The sequence below is a fragment of the Lysobacterales bacterium genome, from assembly GCA_016703225.1.
Taxonomy (GTDB): domain Bacteria; phylum Pseudomonadota; class Gammaproteobacteria; order Xanthomonadales; family Ahniellaceae; genus JADKHK01.
On sequence record JADJCM010000003.1, the window covers coordinates 71,083 to 88,636 of the forward strand.

Here is a 17,554-nt window from a genome sequence, read left to right on the forward strand (position 1 = left end):
ATTGCCAGATTTCGTGCTGGCCTTGACCGGCGCTTCCCCTACAATGCCGCCCGCCGAAGACGGCTGAACCCACAGAGCGCTGCCACGGTGGTGGCGCGGAGCAGGAAATGGCCTGGAACGAACCTGGCAACAAAGACAAGCGCCGCGATCCCTGGCAGGACGGGGAGCCCCGCGATTTGGATGCGGCACTCAAGCAGCTGAAGGACCGTTTCGGCCGATTCTTCGGCGCTGGCGGTGGCTTTCCCGGGCCGCTGCTGATTGTGCTGGGTGTGTTCGGCGCCTGGTTTGCGATGGACTCGTGGCAGGCCATCGACGAGCGCGAACGTGGCGTCGTCTTGCGCTTCGGCAAGTTCGACCGCGTCATGGGTTCCGGCCTGAACTTCAAGTGGCCGCGCCCGATCGAGACCGTCGATGTGGTCGAGACCACGCGCGTCCGTTCGGATTCCGCAGAAGTGCGCATGCTGACCAAGGACGAAGCCCTGGTCATGGTCGACTTCAACGTCCAGTACACCGCGTCCGATCCCTATCTGTTCCTGTTCGGCGGCCGCTCGACCGAGGACACCCTGCGCCAGACCGCGGAAAGCGCGGTGCGCCAGGTGATCGGCGCTTCGACTTTGGACGATGTGTTCAGCGAGAAGCGCACCGAACTCGCGGCCACGGCCCGGGCCGAGTTGCAGCTGACCCTGCAGCGCTACCAGACCGGGCTCGAAGTGACCGAACTGAACTTCCAGAACCTGCGGCCGCCGGCCGAGGTCAAGGAAGCCTTCGACGACGCCATCGCGGCGCGCGAAGACAACCAGCGTATCAAGAACGAAGCGGAGGCCTACGCGCAGAAGATCGTGCCCGAGGCGCGCGGCCTGGCCGAGCGCAACAAGGCGTTGGCCGAAGGCGAGCGCCAGAGCGCGATCGCGCGCGCCACCGGTGAAGCCTCGCGTTTCCGCCAGTTGCTGGAGCAGTACCAGCGGGCACCGCAGGTCACGCGCAAGCGCCTGTTCCTGGAAACCATGCAGGAAGTGCTGTCGCGCAATCCCAAGGTCATGGTCGATGCCGGCGGTGGCAACAACGTGATGGTGCTGCCGCTCGACAAGTTGATGCAGAACGTGGTCGTGCCGGTGTTGCCGGAAGTGCGCGATGACGGCAGTCCCAAGGCCGGCGCGACGCGCGCCGGCACGGTGCGCGAAGCCTTCGATCCGGCCCGGGTGGCGAGGGAGCCGCGGCAATGAAGAACCTGATCCTGCTCTTGATCGCCGTGCTCGCGATCGTCGCCGGCAACTCGGCTTTCGTCGTGCGCGAGAACGAACGCGCGGTGCTGCTGCAGTTCGGCCGCGTGCTGCGTTCCGACTTCGGCCCCGGCCTGCACTGGAAGCTGCCGCTGTTGCAGAACGTGCGCAAGTTCGAGCGCCGCATCGTCACGCTGGACAAGGAGCCGCAGCGCTACCTGACTTCCGAGCGCAAGGACGTGCTGGTCGACTTCTTCGTGAAGTGGCGCATCCTGGATGTGGCCAAGTTCTACACGGCGTCTTCCGGTGACGAACGCCTGGCCGAGAGCCGTCTCGATTCGACCACGCGCAATGCGCTCGGCAAGGAAATCGTCAAGCGCTCCTTGCAGGAAGTGGTCTCCGACCAGCGCTCCGAACTCATGGTGGAACTGCGCGACAACATCAGCAAGGCCGTCGAAGAACTCGGCATCGAGGTGGTCGACCTGCGCGTGATGCGCATCGACCTGCCCGACGAGGTCAGCCAGAAGGTGTTCGATCGCATGACCTCGGAACGCAAGGCAGTCGCCAACCGCTTGCGTTCACAGGGCACCGAGGCGGCCGAGAAGATCCGCGCCAACGCCGAGCGCGATGCGCAGATCGCGATGGCCGAGGCGCAACGCGATGCGCAGGAGCTGCGCGGTGCGGGCGACGCCGAATCGGCGCGCATCTATGCCGAAGCGTTCAATCGCGATGCCGAGTTCTACGCCTTCTGGCGCAGCCTGGAAGCCTACCGGGCGTCCTTCACGGAGCCGGGCTCGGTGCTGGTGCTGGATCCGAAATCCGAGTTCTTCCAGTACTTCGGCGAGGGCGCCAAGCGGTGAACGAGGGCGGCCTCGGCGATACCCTGTGGATCGCGGGTTGCCTGGTGTTCGTGTTCGAGGGGCTGATGCTCGCGGCGATGCCGGCGAGCTGGCAGAAAATGATGAGCCAGATGGCCACCTTCGATCCGGCGCGCCTGCGCTGGATCGGCGTGGCCGCGATGCTGGTCGGGCTGGTCGGCATCCAACTGCTGACGCATTGAACCTTTCTTGATTTCGCGGAGATCGCAATGGGCAAGTCGGTGGTCATTCTTGGCGCGCAGTGGGGCGACGAAGGCAAGGGCAAGATCGTCGATCTGCTGACCGAACAGGTCGGCGCCGTGGTGCGCTTCCAGGGCGGTCACAATGCCGGCCACACCCTCGTGATCGGCGGCAAGAAGACGGTGCTGCACCTGATTCCGTCCGGCATCCTGCGCGACGGCGTACTGTGCCTGATCGGCAACGGCGTGGTGCTCTCGCCGGCCGCGTTGCAGACCGAGATCGCCGAGCTGGAAGCGCAGGGTGTCGATGTGCGCCCGCGCCTGAAAATTTCGCCGGCAACGCCGCTGATCATGCCCTACCACATCGCCATCGATCAGGCGCGCGAGAAGGCCTCGGGCGCGAAGGCAATCGGCACCACCGGACGCGGCATCGGCCCGGCCTATGAGGACAAGGTCGCGCGCCGTGGCATCCGTGTCGCCGACCTGTTCTATCCGGATCAGCTGGCCGAGAAATTGCGTTCTGCCTGCGCGTATCACAACTTCGTGCTCGAGCACTGGCTCAAGGCCGAGACTGTCGACGTCGAGCAGGTGCTGGCCGACGCGCTCGCATTTGGCGCCTACGTCAAGCCGATGGTCGATGATGTCTCGACCTTGCTCTGCGATCTGCGCAAGGCCGGCAAGCGCGTGCTGTTCGAAGGCGCGCAGGGCTCGCTGCTCGACATCGACCACGGCACCTATCCCTACGTGACTTCGAGCAACACCACCGTCGGCGGCGCGCTCGCCGGCTGTGGCGTTGGCGCCGACGCGATCGACTACGTGCTCGGCATCTGCAAGGCCTATGCAACGCGCGTTGGCGGCGGCCCGTTCCCGACCGAATTGAACGACGCTGTAGGCGAAGGCCTGCGTGCACGCGGTCACGAATTCGGGGCGACCACCGGACGCCCGCGCCGATGCGGCTGGATCGATCTGGTCGCGTTGCGCCGCGCGGTGCAGGTGAACGGCATCAACGGTCTCGCCATCACCAAGCTCGACGTGCTCGATGGCATGCCCACGGTCAAGGTCTGCATCGCCTACGAATACCGTGGCAAGCAGCGCACGCTGGCGCCGCTCGATGCCGCCGGCTGGGACGAGTGCAAGCCGGTCTATCTCGAATTTCCGGGCTGGTCGGAACCGACCCAGGGCATCCGCGAATTCAGCAAGCTGCCGCCGGCCGCACGCGCCTATCTGCGCGCAGTCGAAGAACTCGCCGAGTGTCCGATTGCCCTGGTCGCCACCGGCGCCGACCGCGATGACACCATCGTTCTGCGCGATCCGTTCGCCTGATCAGTCCGCGCTGGCCGCGAGTCGCGCCAGTGCCTCGCCATCGAGTCGGCAGACACGCCAGTCGTCGAGCACGTGCGCGCCAAGCGACTGGTAGAAACCGATCGCGGGCGCGTTCCAGTCGAGCACCGCCCATTCGAAGCGCGCGCAGCCGCGCTCGATCGCGAGCTTCGCGAGATGCGCGAGCAGGGCCTTGCCGATGCCGGCGCCGCGATGCTCCGGGCGCACGAACAGGTCTTCCAGATAGAGGCCGCGGCGACCGCGAAAGGTCGAGAAGTTGTGGAAGTACAGCGCGAAGCCTGCGGCACTGCCGTCGCGCTCGGCGATCACCACTTCGGCTTGCGGGTGCGCGCCGAACAGCGCGGCCTGGAGCGATGGCGCGTCGGCGACCACCTGGTCCAGCAACTTCTCGTAGGTCGCCAGATCGCGGATGAAGCCGAGAATCAGCGCCAAGTCCTCGGGCGTGGCGGTACGCAGCGTAGTGCTCATCGGAAGCTCGCGATCGGTGGGCGTGCAGTATCGCGTTAGACTGCGGTCCCGACCACTGGAGTGCGCGCCATGACCATCTGCCCCGTTGCCATTGCCGTGGGCTGCAAGCGTTGCCCGGTGTTTGCGGTGTGTCCGGCGAAGTCGATCATCGGCGACCAACCGGCCCCGCCCGAAGCAGCGCCAGCGGCACCGGCCAAACCCGCAGCGAAGCGCGCGGCGCGCAAGCGCAAGCGCTGATCTCGCTAAGGCGCGTCGTCGTCGCTGGGCGAGACGGTGGCGCGGGCGATGCGATCATGCACGGCAACCCATGCCGGCGTGTCGGGCGGCAGCTCGATCAGCAGGCGCTCGGCGCCTTCGGCGTCGAGCGTGCGCAAGGCAGCGTAGAGGTGGCGTGCGTACTGCTCAGGATCGTTCGGCATCACCAAGCCGTGCACGCCATCGGGCAGGTGTCGCAGCGCCAGCACGCGGATGGTTTCGCCGCCACCGAGCGCGCTGCGGATGACGCTGTCGAGACGATCGTTGGCGACGCGTTCTGCCGGCGTGTCCGGTGCATAGTGGCTGGCGAGCGAACCCGAGGCGCGCGGACTTGTCGCCTGCACGCCGATCGCCACCGGTGCGCCCAGTACTTGCGCGATCGCCGCGGCGCCGATCTGACCCGGGCGCAGGATGCAGGGCGCCGCGGCGGTCAGGTCGACGATGGTCGATTCGATGCCGATGCGGCACGGGCCACCGTCGAGCACGATCGGCACCGCGTCGCCGAATTCGTCGCGCACATGCTGGGCCGTGGTCGGGCTGACGTGTCCGAAACGGTTGGCCGAAGGCGCCGCGAGGCCGCCGCCAAACCGCCGCAGCAGTTCGAGCGCGAGCGAGTGATTCGGTACGCGCAGGCCGATGCTGTCCTGGCCGCCGGTGACCAGTTCGGACACGTGGGTGGCGCGCTTGAGGATCAAGGTCAGCGGCCCGGGCCAGAACGCGGCGGCGAGCGTGCGCGCCGAATCCGGGATGGCGCTGGCCCAAGTGTCGAGGTCGGAGGCGTCGGCCAGGTGCACGATCAGCGGGTGATCCGACGGCCGCCCCTTGGTCGCGAAAATGCGTTGCAGGGCTGCGGAATTGCGCGCGTCGCCGGCAAGGCCGTAGACGGTTTCGGTGGGCAGGCCGATCACTTCGCCGCGCGCCAGCGCCGCGCAGGCGGTGGCGATTTCGGCTTCGGATACGTGCATCGGCGGGTTCATCGCTCAAGCGTAGCGGGCGGCACCCCGCTGCACACGCGCGCTGTTCAGAAACTGCGGCGGATTTCAAGGCGAAGCTGGCTTCCGCCGCTGTCGAACGCGGGGCCGGATGGTGGCGCCGCGGCATGTTCGCCGGTGCCGTGCGCGAGTTCGATGGCCCCCCGCCAGTCGGCCCCGAACTGACGGAACAGGGAAAGTGTCAGTGCTCGGCCGCGATCGCCGTTGTCTTCGGCGACACCATCGCGGTCGCTGATGCGGAAGTGCTCGATGCGCGCGCTGCAGCGCCAGTTCTCGTTTGCCGCAAAGCTCGCCAGCAGATAGGCAGCGCTGAAGTCGATGTCGACGCGCGGTCCTGGCGCGAAGCCCATGCCGCTGTTGCCGCGCAGCCATTCTCCGGCCAAGGTCCAACGCTCGCCGCTCTGCCATTCGCCGCCGAGCACGGCGAAGCGCGTGCGCCACGCGTATTCGCCGCGGTGCAAGCCGCGGTCGCCGCGTGTGTCGACCACGCTCGCGAACCCGCGCAGTCGTTCGGGGTCGCCGTAGTGTGCGCGCAGGGCGTAGCCAATGCGGCCGTCGAGATCGCGACCGAAGGGTCGCGTGCCATCGTCGCGCTGGCCGCCGAACTCACCGGCGTCGGCGAGCGAGGCCAGCGGCGGCAGCTGCAGCACTTCGCCGAGCACGCTGAGGCGGTCGTGCTGGGCGAATCCGCGCCAGGCCAGCAAGGCACCGGCGCTGTCGTTGCCGCCGAAAGCGGTGGCCGCCAGCTCCCATTCGGCTGTCTCGCCGTCGCGGCTCTGCCACGCCGCATCGATGCCGATCGGGCGGAACTCCTCGGCGATCCAGCTGTTCAGTGCCGAGAGCGTCAGCGTGTAGCGCGACTGCCAGAGTGGATCGACTGCCTCGCGCGAAGTGGGCAGGAAGAACTGGCCGACGCGCAGGCCGATGCGGCGATCATCGGCCAGGAAGAAGTCGCGTTCGAGATGCGCCTCCACCAGGCCGACGTGGCGGCCGCTGCCGGCCGCGACGCCGCGCGTCAGCGCCTGCAGGTAGAGACGCCAAGCCGGGTCCGGCTCCCATAGCATGGCGATCTGGGTCTCGATCTGCATGCGGTTGTGCTCGGCATCGGCGAGATGGCGGCCGACGCCGCCGTCGAGCCACGAGGTGGGCGCATCGCTGAGGTCGAAACCGGCACGCGCATGGCCGAACCACTCCGCGGCATGGACACCGGTTGACGCCGGCAGCGCCAGACAAATCGCGAAACGAAGCAGGCAATGGCGCACGATACGGGCTCGCAGGAACGGATCTCAGGATAGCCGCGATTTCGCAACGCGAGCCAAGCGGCCACAATCGCCGGATGAAAGTTTCCTACCGACACGAGCTGTTCCAGCGTCTGCGCGAATTGAATCCGCACCCGACCACCGAACTCGAATACACCAGCGCATTCGAACTGCTGGTCGCGGTGATCCTGTCGGCGCAGGCTACCGACATCGGCGTCAACAAGGCGACACGAAAACTGTTCGCGGTCGCGCGCACGCCGGCACAGATGCTCGCGCTCGGCAGCGACGGACTGAAGCGTTACATCGCAAGCATCGGTCTGTTCAATGCCAAGGCTCGGCACATCCTCGCCAGCTGCCAGATTCTGGTCGAGCAACATGGCGGACAGGTGCCGCGCGACCGCGCCGCGCTCGAAGCCTTGCCCGGGGTCGGACGCAAGACCGCAAACGTCGTGTTGAACACGGCATTTGGCGAGCCGACCATCGCGGTCGACACGCACATCTTCCGCGTCGCCAACCGTACCGGGCTGGCGCCGGGCAAGACGCCGCTGGCGGTCGAGAGTGGTTTGCTGAAGCGCGTGCCGGCCGAGTTCCGGAAAGACGCGCACCATTGGCTGATCCTGCACGGCCGTTACGTCTGCAAGGCGCGCAAGCCGCAGTGTCCGACTTGCGTCATCCGCGATCTGTGCGGCTTCCGCGCCAAGACGCCGGGCGTGCCGCCGTCGCCGGCAGGCACGGGCAGGAAGGCGCGCGTGTAAGGAACTTCGGCCGACTCGGGTCTGTTGCCAAGACCGAGTTACCACGTGGCGTTCACGCCCGCGGTGGTCAAGTTTCGTCGCGACCTCTGGCCGGGTCGCGATCGCAATCCGATGCTGCGGCAGCGGCGCGTTGGCGGGCGTATCCCGTTCCTGATCCCATTTTGTGGAGAGTTCCATGTCCAAGAAAACCATCCAGTCCCTGTCGATCGCTGTGGGCGCGGCCCTGCTTGGCAGTGTTGCTGTCGCCAATGCCGGCGACTTGTTTCGCGTCCAGGATCTCGGCTTCGGCTACCGCTTCACGGGCGAGGAAGCTGCGGAAGGCAAGTGTGGCGAGGGCAAGTGCGGTGAAGCCATGAAGAAAGCCGAAGGCGAGGGCAAGTGCGGCGAAGGCATGAAGAAGGCCGAGGGCGAGGGCAAGTGTGGCGAGGGCAAGTGCGGCGAAGGCATGAAGAAAGCCGAAGCCGAGGGCAAATGCGGTGAGGGCATGAAGAAAGCCGAGGGCGAGGGCAAGTGCGGTGAAGGCATGAAGAAGGCCGAGGGTGAGGGTAAGTGCGGTGAAGGCAAATGTGGCGAAGGCAAATGCGGCGACGACAAGAAAACGGAAGCCGCTCCGCAGAAGTAAGGCGATGAACCCCGACCCATCCATGCGCGCGCACGCGCCAATCTGCGGCGCCGGCCTCGGCCTGCGTCGCGGATTGCTCACACCGCTGGAATCGGTCGCGCCCGGCGCGATCGATTTCCTTGAATTGGCGCCGGAGAACTGGATCGGTGTCGGCGGCCGCCTCGGTCGCCGCTTCCGTGAACTCTCGGAGCGCTATCCGCTCTCGGCGCATGGCCTCTCGCTCTCGCTGGGTGGCCCGGAGCCGCTGGATACGACCTTCCTGGCGAAGCTGCGCCGGTTCCTGGATCAACATGGCATCGCCGCATACAGCGAACATCTGAGCTATTGCAGCGACCACGGCCATCTCTACGACTTGATGCCGATCCCGTTCACCATGGCCGCGGTGCATCGCTGCGCCGCGCGCATCGGCGAGGTGCAGGACCGGCTCGGTCGCCGCATCGCGATCGAGAACATCTCCTTCTACGCACCGCTTGCGGGCGAAATGAGCGAGCGCGACTTCGTGCTCGCGGTGCTCGGCGAAGCCGATTGCGATCTGCTGCTCGACGTCAACAACGTGCATGTGAACAGCGTTAACCACGGCTACGACGCGCTCGAGTTCATCCGCGCCATGCCCGCGGATCGCGTCAGCCAGTTGCATATCGCCGGTCACTACCAGGAGGCCGCAGATCTGATCATCGATACCCATGGCGCGGCAGTGATCGATCCGGTATTCGATCTGCTTGCCGAAGCTTATCGCTGCTTTGGGCCGCAGCCGACACTGCTCGAACGCGATTTCAATTTCCCGCCGATGGCTGATCTGCTCGCGGAGATCGAGCGCATCCGAATGCTGCAAGCCGCGGCGCAACCCCAGCGAGGGCTGGCCGATGTCGCTTGATGACGCTGGCACCCTGGCGCTGCAGCGCGAGTTCGCGCGGCATCTGCGCGATCCGCAATTGTTTCCGCCACCTCCGGAGATGGCGGAGCCGCGTCTGCAGGTGTATCGCGAACTGTTCTACAACAACATCGAGAGCCTGCTGGCGACGAATTTTCCGGTGATCCGGGATGTTCTCGGAGTGCAGCGCTGGCATAGACTGGTGCGCGATTTCTATCGCGAGCATGCTGCGCACACGCCGCTGTTCACCGAGATCGGGTGCGAGTTCCAGCGCTATCTCGACTCCCGCGCCGACGCCGGTCGCGGCGATCCGCCGTTCCTGCCCGAGCTCGCGCATTACGAGTGGGTCGAGCTGGCGTTGGCGCTCGACGAGCACGAGATCGACACCATCGCGCATGACCCGGCCGGCGATGTGGTTGCCGCGGCACCGGTGCTGTCACCGCTGGCGTGGCAATTCAGCTACCGCTGGCCGGTGCAACGACTGAGCGCGCAGCATCAGCCGGAGCGGGCACCGACGCAGCCGACCCACCTGGTGATCGTGCGCAACCGCCGCGACGAAATTTCCTTCCTGGAACTCAGTCCGATGACCAAAGTACTGTTCGATCTGCTGGTGGCGAACCCCGGACGTGCTGGTCTCGACCTGACGCTGGGGCTGACGGAAGCCCTGCCGCAGTTCCCACCGCAGCAGATCATCGACGGCGCCACGCGCAGTCTGCGCGAATTCCGCGCCCGCGACATTCTGCTCGGCACCGTGTTGGCGGATGCACGCGCTGCCACCACCGGAACCCCGGCATGAAAATCACGGCGATGCTCATCGATGTCTGGAGTGGCGTGGCCGCACGGCTGCGGGCCGTGGGCGAGGTGCTGCCGCCGCTGATCCTGCGCCTGATCATGGGCTGGGAGTTCTTCGAGGCCGGGCGCGAGAAGCTGCGCGGCGAGAACTGGTTTGCATCGATCCAGGCGGACTTTCCGTTCCCGTTCGATCGGATTCCGGCCAGCATCAGCTGGAGCATGGCCACCTGGTTCGAGTTGATCGGCGCGGTGGCACTTTGGATCGGGCTTGGCACCCGATTCTTCGCCTTCAGCTTGCTCGTGCTGACCTTCGTCGCCACCGCCGCCGTGCACTGGCCGGACATGTGGTCGATGTGGAGCGACCTGCTCAAGGGCTACGCGATCTCCGACCAAGGCCATGGCAACTTCAAGCTGCCGTTGTTGTTCGTGGTCATGCTGCTGCCCCTGATCTTCAACGGCCCAGGCAAGCTCAGTCTCGATCAACTGATCGCGGACCGTATCGGTACCGATACCTGGCCGCAGCCGATCGGCGATGGTTACGCATGGTCCCTGGGCGCGTTCGTGTTTGCCGTCCCGTTCCTGTTCTTGATCCCGACGCTCGGTTTGGCGCTGCTCGGGCTCGCGCTGCTGTTCGCCGGCTTCCAGCGTTTCGTGCGCGGGTGAGGGCGGCGGGCGCCACCGCAGCTTCCTGGAGACAGGACTCTCGGCGCGGTGCTGCACGCCATCACGTCGCTGCAGGGCGGTGACTGATCCCGGCGTAGGTGCCCGCTGGCAGGGTTGTTGACGCAGCGCTCCAGCACGGACGAGACTCAACGATCAGTCCGACAATCCCGTCGGTGCAGGGTGTTGGTCACTGCGTCCAGATGCCTCGATATCGCGTTGTCGTCACCGCCACTGGAATGCGCATTCCGCCCAACGACTCGGGCGGATTTGCCACTACGCGATTCGTGCGTGCCGCCACCGCGGAGGCGGCGAGCGCAGCAGCGATCGCGGCGGTTCGAGCTTCGGTTCAGGCAGAATCTGCCTTCCAATCCTCGCCGGCACCCGAACTCGGCGTTGCCCTGGTCGTTCGAGTCTGGAGCCCGTTCAAACTCTCTCGGCCCAATGGCGGCTACTGCTTCTTCCGCAGCGACGGCGACATCGAAGATGCCCTTGCCATTGAGCGCGAGGCCGGCGCAGGGTGGTTCCGGTAGTCGTGCACGGCGGCCTGAAGCGACCACTGCGCTGGCGCCATCACAAGACCGGCAACCGGACGCCGGTGTGGCGCGAGCACCGTCGGTCGCGCCGCCGACCTGCGATCGATGCCGCTCCGTGCGGTCGTCACGGCGACTATGCCAAGACCACCGTTGCGATAACACCTGTCCCCGGTACATCGTCAGCAATGCCCCGATCCTTGCGCCCCACCGCGCCCGAATCCCCACTGCAATTCGGCATTCTCCCCGCGATATTTCTTGACCCACACGCCCGGCCCGACACAGACTCTTCCCGACAGTCCGACCCTTCGGCCGGAGAATTGGCGTTAGCCACCGCAATCGAAAGGGAGTCTTCTCGTGAACAATCTCGACGAAATGCAGAAGCGGCTCAAAGCGATCGCCGAAGTTATCAACGCCTTCAAGAGCGAAGCGGTCCAACTTCGCGTAGTTGAGGTTCTCCTCGGTCAAATCGAGGTGCCGCCGGCGCTTTCGAGCAGTGCCGAGCCAAAGCCGTCAAAGCGCACCAAGCGTCGAAAGGCTTCCACCAAGACCGGCTCGCCAGCCAGAGAAGTCGAGAAGACCCAGACTCAGAAGCCGGCCCGCAAGACAACGCGTGCGTCGGCGTCCCCGGGGGCCTTTGCAATGATCAGCCAATTGCTCGGCGGCGGGTTCTTCAAGACTCCCAAGACCATCGGTGCCATCGTCACCCACTGTGGCACCTCGAAGGGTCACCACTACAAGGCCAACGAATGCTCGCCCGCACTCCTCCGCCTCCTTCGAGATGGCAAGTTAAGGCGCGGAAAAAACAAGGACGGCCAGTATGAGTACACCCAAGCATAGGTCACCCCTCCAGGACGCGTTGGCGAACGTGCCAACTGACTATCGAAACAGAATCATCAAGACCTACCTGGAGTTGAAGGCCCGGCAAGCGGAAGCCAAGCATGACGCAGCAGGCGTCAGCGCAGGAAAGCTGTGCGAAACGGTGGTTCGTCTATTGCAGCATGAGCTGAAGAAGGCGGTCACGCCTTTCGGCCAGCAAATATCGAACTTTGCTGGGGAATGCGAGAACTTTGCACAGGTGCCCAAGGCTGCGGGCAACGAGTCACTCCGGATAGTCATCCCTCGTGCGTTGAATTTTCTATACACGCTGCGGAACAAGCGCGGAATCGGTCATGCCGGTGGCGATGTCGATGCGAACGCGATTGACGGCGCCACCATCACAAGAGTCGCTGATTGGATCGTCTGCGAGCTCATCCGAAACTTCCACACTATGTCGCTCGAAGAGGCCGATGCCTTAGTGTCATCACTGTCGTCGCGCGACATTCCTGACATATGGGAAGTCGGTGGCAAGAAGCGCGTCCTGCGGAATGACCTTGACTTCAAGCAGAAGACGCTACTGCTTCTTTACGCTTCGGTAGACATCGCAGTGCTCGCCGAAGATTTGTACTCTTGGTCAAAGTACAGCAACTTTGCCATGTATCGAAAGAGCGTTCTCAGCCAACTCGATTCCGCCAACTTGGTCGAGTACGACAAAGAAAGCGATACGGTGATCATCAGCCCAATTGGCATCAAGTGTGTTGAGGAAGACATCCTGCGCACTCCGGTGAAGGAGATGGCTAAGCCTTCGCTCAAGCGGACGTCCCGCAAGCGGACATCTGCTTAGCTCAGGCATGGGCCACTGCAACCGTGCCTCAGCCAGAAACACAACGTGACTACTTCGCCGAACTTTATGTGGCCGGAATTCTCGGAGATTCTGGTTGGGCGGTTTACTTTCCGAAACGTGACGTTGGCTTTGACTTCGTCGTCTCGAGAAAGGTCGGGCTGACAACTTTGCTTCGGCCCGTACAAGTAAAGGGCCTATATCCGACGGCGGTAAAAAAGGACAAGGGCGTATACGGCTGGGGCGGCAATTTGTCAGCTACACATCCAGACATGATTCTCGCCTTACCGTTCTTTGCCGCAAGGGTGCGAAGTGTGGCGCCGGCCTGCATCGCCTACCTGCCGTATAGCAAACTGGCTAGGCCCGCCAACGGCGGGTTTAGGTGCAAGCCGGCCAAGCTTACTTCAGGAATTCCTCAACCTCGGCGCGACTTCGCGCAGTTCTTCGACGCCGCCGGTTTGGCCGCTCTAGCAGACCCACAGTGGGGCAGCGGTGGCTAACTATGTGTCTATGGACTCCTCCCCCACGTCAAGCTGATTGATCGTCATCTGCTTCATCACGGTTGGATCAGACTGTTGTTCTTCCTCCTCGCCTTTTGGATTTTCTGGTCTCAAGCCGACAACATCCAGAGTTTCTTTATCGGTTTCTTTGATGGCGTCGCCAATTGACCTGCCGGCCTTCTTCGGACGAAGAACTTGTTGAGGACGGCGCCCGCGGTGGGTTTGACTTCTGGTCCTGCCGCTCTTCGTCTTTGGCCTTCCTGGCCTCCATCGCGCGGATGCCGGTGCAGTTCCGGAAGTGGCTGCGATGTCGCGCGATATGTGTTGACTGACATGACCACGCGCCGCGCTGGTCGCGTCGACTACGCGCCGTCGTGCGCGTGCCGCTTCGCGCGCAGGCGCGCGTCGCGTTCGGTGGCGTCGCGGGCTAGGCGGAAGTTGCGGAACTGGTGGCGCGCGCGCGCTGGGTCGGCTTCGCGCATGAGGTCGCGGGTGGCGGGCGCGGGAATCAGTTCGATGCAGTCGACCGGGCAGGGTGGCAGGCACAGCTCACAGCCGGTGCAGCGATCGGCGATGACGGTATGCATGCGCTTGCTGCTGCCGACGATGGCGTCGACCGGGCAGGCCTGGATGCACTTCACGCAGCCGATGCAGTCGTCCTCGCGAATGAAGGCCAGGCGCAACGGGGCCTCTGCACCGCAACTTGGGTCGAGTGCCAACTCGGCCTGGCCGAGTAGCGCGGCGAGTGCGCGGATGCCGGTGATGCCCCCGGGCGGACAGCGGTTGATCGCGGTTTCGCCCGCAGCGATGGCTTCGGCGTAAGGGCGGCAGGCGGGGTAGCCGCAGCGCGTGCACTGGGTTTGCGGCAGCAGGGCATCGATGCTTGTGACACGAGTGGCGAGGTCCATGGGCGAAGTATCGCGGATCGCTTAAACCCTGGCTGCATGTGCGGCATCAGATGCGGCATGATGCTGGCTATCTCCTCCAACCCGACGGTCTTCGTGAATCACGCGATTCCCGCGGAAACAGCCGATCACGCGCTCGTCCGTGCCGCGGCCGATGGCGACCGCCACGCCTTCGAGCGGCTGTACCGGCGCCACGCAGCGCGGGTGTTCGCGGTGGTCCTGCGCTTGCAGGGCGGCGATCGCGGGCGTGCCGAGGACCTCACCCAGGATGCCTTCGTGCGCGTCTGGCAGAAGTTGCCGGAGTTTCGCTTCGAGAGCGCGTTCTCGACCTGGCTGCACCGGCTCGCGGTAAACACTGCGCTGATGGCGCTGCGCGCGGCGCGCGGAGAACCTGGTGCAGACGAGGACGTGAGCGACCCGGAGTTCGCTCTCGCCGACCCGCTGGCGCGTGCCCCGGACCTCGGCATCGACCTCGACGCGCTGATCGCGAAGTTGCCACCGCGCGCCCGCGCCGTACTCGTGCTGCACGACGTTGAAGGCTGGAAGCACGAAGAGATCTCCAACGAACTCGGCATGGCCGTCGGTTCGTCCAAGGCGCAGCTGCATCGTGCGCGCAACCTGATCAAGCATTGGCTCGGAGGAACCCATGGACGAGCTTGAATATCGACGCCTGTTGAAGTCGCTGGCCCCGGACATCGAACCGGAGCGTGATCTGTTTCCCGGCATCGCCGCGCGACTTGATGCGCGCACGCCTGCCCGGAGCCGAAGCGCGCGGCCGCTGTTTCCGTTTGCTGCCGCGGCCGCCTTCGTCGTGGTTTCGATCACGGCGGGCTGGTTGGCCTTGCAGCGCGTACCGGATGCAGTCGCGCCCGATGTGCTGGCGCAAACGCCGCCGCTGCTGCGCGAGGCACAGGCGCTGCGCGTCGAGTACGAGTCGGCGACGAGGGGCGGTTCCGCGAACCAGCAGTCGCAGCTGCGCGAGCAATCCGATCCGCGCCTCGTGGCAGCCTGGACTGAACTCGATGCTGCCGAATCCGAGCTCACTGCTGCGCTCGAAGTCGCGCCCGATGCCCGCTTCCTGTTGCATCGATTGAAGCAGGTGCAGGACCAACGCCTGCAACTGACCCGAAAAGCCCTTTCCGCATGAGCCCTTTCCGCATCCACCCGAATCTGGAGTCTCCGATGAAACGCAGTCTGCTCTCCCTCGCCCTGCTGGCCGCCATCGCCAGTCCGATCCAGGCCGCCACACCGATCGCGGAGACGCGCGCGCCGCTCGATGCGCGCGGCGAACTCGAAGTATCCAACGTGCGCGGTCGCATCAGCGTCACCGCCTGGGATCGTGCCGAAGTGGGCTGGAGCGGCTCGCTCGGCGCCGACGCCAAGCTGGTGGTCGAGAAAAGCGCCAGCCGCGTTTCGTTGCGCGTCGAGTCGGAAAACGGCAGCAGCTGGCTTGGCTGGAATCGCGGGCCGCGCGAGGACAGCGTGCTGGTGATCCGGGTTCCGGCCAGCGCCGCGCTCGATCTGTCGGCGGTCAGCGCCAACATCGACGTGACCGCGATGCGCGCAAGCGCCGGCATCGAAGCCGAGTCGGTCAGCGGCGACGTCACCCTCAAGGCGGTGCGCACCGACAAGCTCGATCTGTCGAGTGTCTCCGGCGACGTGAGTTTCGAGGGCGAGGCACAGCGCGCCGATGTCGAGACCGTCAGTGGTGATGTGCACCTAAGCGGAGCATCGGGCGAGATCTCGGTCGAGAGCGTATCCGGCAACGCCGAGGTGCGCGTGGCGTCGATACGCGAGTTCGAGGGTTCTTCGGTGTCCGGCGACATCGATTTCGACGGCGATGTCGCCGCCGGTGGTCGGCTGGATGTCGAGAGCATGAGCGGCGACATCGGCATCATGCTGCCGGCGGGCGTGAGTGCGCGGGTGTCGGCGGAATCCTTCAGTGGTCGCCTGGACAACGAGTTCGGACTGGCGGTCGAGGACGAGGAAGGCCCCGGCTCGAGCATGCGCGGCAAGCTCGGCGATGGCAGCGCCACCATCGAAATCGAGTCGTTCAGTGGCGACGTGCGCCTGCGCAAGCGTTGACAGCCGGGGCGTGGGGGTGAGCCGATCTGGAGAAATCCACACGCTTTGCTGTCTAATGTCGGCATGAACTCGTTGCGCTTGCCTCTCGAACACCCGCCCATTGTCGAAGCAGTCGTCGATATCGTTTGCGCGATGCGCCCCGATTTTGACTTGGAAGCTACGGAGGCTGCCGCCCGAGATGCACTGCGTTCGAACTACCCCAAGATGCAGCAGCGAAAAATTCTCCGGTATCAAGTGACCGATCTTGGCGGCGCAAGCCCATCCCATTCGAAAGCGGAAGGTCTCGAAGCATTGGTCTTCCGTTCCGACGACGAGCGGCAAATGGTGCAGTTCAGAAACGCGGGCTACTCATTCAATCGGCTTGCCCCCTACACGGGACTCGATGATTACCTTCCGGAAATAGAAAGGACTTGGAGATTGTTCGAGTCCATTGTCAGGCCGGTAAGCATCAAGGCGGTAAAGCTGCGCTACATCAATCGTATTCCATTGCCATTGACTGACGGAAACGTCGAACTCGAGCACTACTTGGCTTTTGGCCCACAGTCACCAGACGGTTCAGCGTTAGCCAGTTTTCTGGTAAAGACGCTCGCTATCGATCACGCAACGAAAGCACGGTTCACCACGACGCTGGCTGCGCAGGAACCCTATGGTGAAACTCTCCCGGTGGTGCTCGATATCGAGGCGGAGGCAGACCTTGGTCCTGATGAGCACGAATGGAGTAGCATCGCGTCGCACATCGCGATTCTTCGCGGTGTAAAGAATCGCGTATTCGACGAGAATTTGAAGCCATCATGCCAAACACTTTTTCAGTGAGATGGGCGCCGCTCGGATGTGTTGCGGCGGCAGCGTCGTCGTATCCCAGCAGCGGCGTTTCTGGCGAAGCGGAGTTCCTGGAACAGAGTTCGACCGATCTCGCGCGACATGCTGAGCGGTCCGAGGCATTGTTCGGTGGAAAGGCTCAAGTGCTGACTGAACTGGCAATGCTCGCTTCTGAATGCTCGCAAGCCGGGTGGGATGGCTACGACGCGCTTCCGGTTTCGGCGGTCATCGCCAAGCGGACCGCCGACTTGATTCGGGCGTTGCCTGCGGATGTCTCCATGCCGTCGATTGCTGCCCAGCCCGACGCAGGCATTTCATTGGAATGGAGCCGCGGCAGATTGCAAACTGCTGCCCTGAGTGTTGACGCAGTTGGGCGAGTGTCCTACGCATGGATTCTTGGGGACGACCGCGGCCACGCGGCTGGCACCACTCACGCTGGACAACTATCCCCTAGAATCCTCGAAGTCATTCGAGACGCTGACCATGGACATCTGCGAAATATCCGGCCTGCCTAAGTACGTCTCGAATGAAGAGGTCTTGATTCGCTTTGTTTTCTCCAGCAGCCACATCAAGAATGGCAAAGTTAGGGGCGATGCATTCATGCCCTGGCCACTCAAGATGGAGACCTCGGTGACTCGTGGCCCCGGCTTGGACTGCGAGATCGATTGGAATGCCGGACGAAAGATCGGCGAGGCGAGAGGACTCAGAGCCTGAGAACTTTTCGACTTTCGTCGAAGACTTGGTGGCGAGCGGTTGGCGG

At 64.4% G+C, this 17,554-nt stretch carries 21 protein-coding genes; 17 read left to right on the top strand and 4 right to left on the bottom strand.

Annotated elements, in window-relative coordinates:
- Positions 1 to 107 precede the first annotated feature (107 nt).
- From hflK to IPG63_13490, 4 genes are read left to right on the top strand one after another with little or no spacing between them, the layout of a single operon-like run.
- Positions 108 to 1,223 carry an FtsH protease activity modulator HflK gene (gene hflK, locus IPG63_13475; GenBank protein MBK6728246.1) on the top strand — a complete coding sequence of 372 codons (1,116 nt, stop codon included), beginning with the start codon at positions 108 to 110 and terminating at the stop codon, positions 1,221 to 1,223.
- Positions 1,220 to 2,080 carry a protease modulator HflC gene (gene hflC / locus IPG63_13480; GenBank protein MBK6728247.1) on the top strand — a complete coding sequence of 287 codons (861 nt, stop codon included), beginning with the start codon at positions 1,220 to 1,222 and terminating at the stop codon, positions 2,078 to 2,080. Before hflK ends, hflC begins: the two co-directional genes overlap by 4 nt.
- Positions 2,077 to 2,280, top strand: a complete 204-nt coding sequence (locus IPG63_13485) for a DUF2065 domain-containing protein (protein ID MBK6728248.1) — start codon at positions 2,077 to 2,079, stop codon at positions 2,278 to 2,280. Before hflC ends, IPG63_13485 begins: the two co-directional genes overlap by 4 nt.
- Before the next feature lie 27 nt (positions 2,281 to 2,307).
- Complete coding sequence (locus IPG63_13490; GenBank protein MBK6728249.1) at positions 2,308 to 3,600, top strand: adenylosuccinate synthase; 1,293 nt, start codon at positions 2,308 to 2,310, stop codon at positions 3,598 to 3,600.
- Here the strand turns inward: IPG63_13490 and IPG63_13495 are convergent, their stop codons facing one another.
- Positions 3,601 to 4,086: a GNAT family N-acetyltransferase gene (locus IPG63_13495; GenBank protein ID MBK6728250.1), complete on the bottom strand. Its 486-nt coding sequence runs from the start codon at positions 4,084 to 4,086 to the stop codon at positions 3,601 to 3,603.
- Positions 4,087 to 4,155: 69 nt separating this feature from the next.
- Between IPG63_13495 and IPG63_13500 the strand changes: the two genes are divergently transcribed.
- On the top strand, positions 4,156 to 4,323 hold the full coding sequence (locus IPG63_13500) for a hypothetical protein (GenBank protein MBK6728251.1): 168 nt from the start codon (positions 4,156 to 4,158) through the stop codon (positions 4,321 to 4,323).
- 5 nt (positions 4,324 to 4,328) lie between these two features.
- Here IPG63_13500 and IPG63_13505 read toward each other — a convergent pair whose 3' ends face one another.
- A complete protein-coding gene (locus IPG63_13505) occupies positions 4,329 to 5,318 on the bottom strand; it encodes a threonylcarbamoyl-AMP synthase (GenBank protein ID MBK6728252.1) in 990 nt (329 codons plus the stop codon).
- Between the two features lie 44 nt (positions 5,319 to 5,362).
- A complete protein-coding gene (locus IPG63_13510) occupies positions 5,363 to 6,595 on the bottom strand; it encodes a hypothetical protein (GenBank protein MBK6728253.1) in 1,233 nt (410 codons plus the stop codon).
- Positions 6,596 to 6,669: 74 nt separating this feature from the next.
- On the opposite strand from IPG63_13510, the gene nth reads away from it, so the two are divergent.
- The 7 genes from nth (at position 6,670) to IPG63_13545 (ending at position 12,488) form a co-directional block, all read left to right on the top strand.
- Positions 6,670 to 7,347, top strand: coding sequence for an endonuclease III (gene nth / locus IPG63_13515; protein MBK6728254.1), 678 nt, complete (start codon positions 6,670 to 6,672; stop codon positions 7,345 to 7,347).
- 175 nt (positions 7,348 to 7,522) lie between these two features.
- A complete protein-coding gene (locus IPG63_13520) occupies positions 7,523 to 7,969 on the top strand; it encodes a hypothetical protein (protein MBK6728255.1) in 447 nt (148 codons plus the stop codon).
- Positions 7,970 to 7,991: 22 nt separating this feature from the next.
- Entirely contained in the window at positions 7,992 to 8,843 is an 852-nt protein-coding gene (locus tag IPG63_13525; protein ID MBK6728256.1) for a DUF692 domain-containing protein, read from the top strand.
- Positions 8,833 to 9,636, top strand: a complete 804-nt coding sequence (locus tag IPG63_13530) for a putative DNA-binding domain-containing protein (GenBank protein MBK6728257.1) — start codon at positions 8,833 to 8,835, stop codon at positions 9,634 to 9,636. Before IPG63_13525 ends, IPG63_13530 begins: the two co-directional genes overlap by 11 nt.
- A gap of 11 nt (positions 9,637 to 9,647) precedes the next feature.
- Positions 9,648 to 10,295 (top strand): DoxX family protein, encoded by a 648-nt coding sequence (locus IPG63_13535; GenBank protein ID MBK6728258.1) that lies wholly within the window; start codon positions 9,648 to 9,650, stop codon positions 10,293 to 10,295.
- 887 nt (positions 10,296 to 11,182) lie between these two features.
- On the top strand, positions 11,183 to 11,665 hold the full coding sequence (locus IPG63_13540) for a hypothetical protein (protein MBK6728259.1): 483 nt from the start codon (positions 11,183 to 11,185) through the stop codon (positions 11,663 to 11,665).
- Complete coding sequence (locus IPG63_13545; GenBank protein ID MBK6728260.1) at positions 11,646 to 12,488, top strand: hypothetical protein; 843 nt, start codon at positions 11,646 to 11,648, stop codon at positions 12,486 to 12,488. The genes IPG63_13540 and IPG63_13545 overlap by 20 nt, the downstream gene beginning before the upstream one ends.
- Before the next feature lie 859 nt (positions 12,489 to 13,347).
- Here IPG63_13545 and IPG63_13550 read toward each other — a convergent pair.
- Positions 13,348 to 13,893 (bottom strand): RnfABCDGE type electron transport complex subunit B, encoded by a 546-nt coding sequence (locus tag IPG63_13550; GenBank protein MBK6728261.1) that lies wholly within the window; start codon positions 13,891 to 13,893, stop codon positions 13,348 to 13,350.
- Between the two features lie 60 nt (positions 13,894 to 13,953).
- Here IPG63_13550 and IPG63_13555 point away from each other — a divergent pair, with 60 nt between their 5' ends.
- From IPG63_13555 to IPG63_13575, 5 genes are all read left to right on the top strand, one after another.
- Positions 13,954 to 14,550 carry a sigma-70 family RNA polymerase sigma factor gene (locus IPG63_13555; GenBank protein MBK6728262.1) on the top strand — a complete coding sequence of 199 codons (597 nt, stop codon included), beginning with the start codon at positions 13,954 to 13,956 and terminating at the stop codon, positions 14,548 to 14,550.
- Positions 14,537 to 15,037: a hypothetical protein gene (locus tag IPG63_13560; protein MBK6728263.1), complete on the top strand. Its 501-nt coding sequence runs from the start codon at positions 14,537 to 14,539 to the stop codon at positions 15,035 to 15,037. Before IPG63_13555 ends, IPG63_13560 begins: the two co-directional genes overlap by 14 nt.
- Positions 15,038 to 15,072: 35 nt before the next feature.
- Entirely contained in the window at positions 15,073 to 15,975 is a 903-nt protein-coding gene (locus tag IPG63_13565) for a DUF4097 family beta strand repeat protein (protein MBK6728264.1), read from the top strand.
- A gap of 63 nt (positions 15,976 to 16,038) precedes the next feature.
- The gene (locus IPG63_13570; protein ID MBK6728265.1) at positions 16,039 to 16,788 is read left to right on the top strand and encodes a TIGR04255 family protein; all 750 of its coding nucleotides are present in this window, start codon (positions 16,039 to 16,041) and stop codon (positions 16,786 to 16,788) included.
- A 489-nt stretch (positions 16,789 to 17,277) separates the two neighbouring features.
- Complete coding sequence (locus tag IPG63_13575; protein MBK6728266.1) at positions 17,278 to 17,508, top strand: hypothetical protein; 231 nt, start codon at positions 17,278 to 17,280, stop codon at positions 17,506 to 17,508.
- Positions 17,509 to 17,554 lie beyond the last annotated feature (46 nt).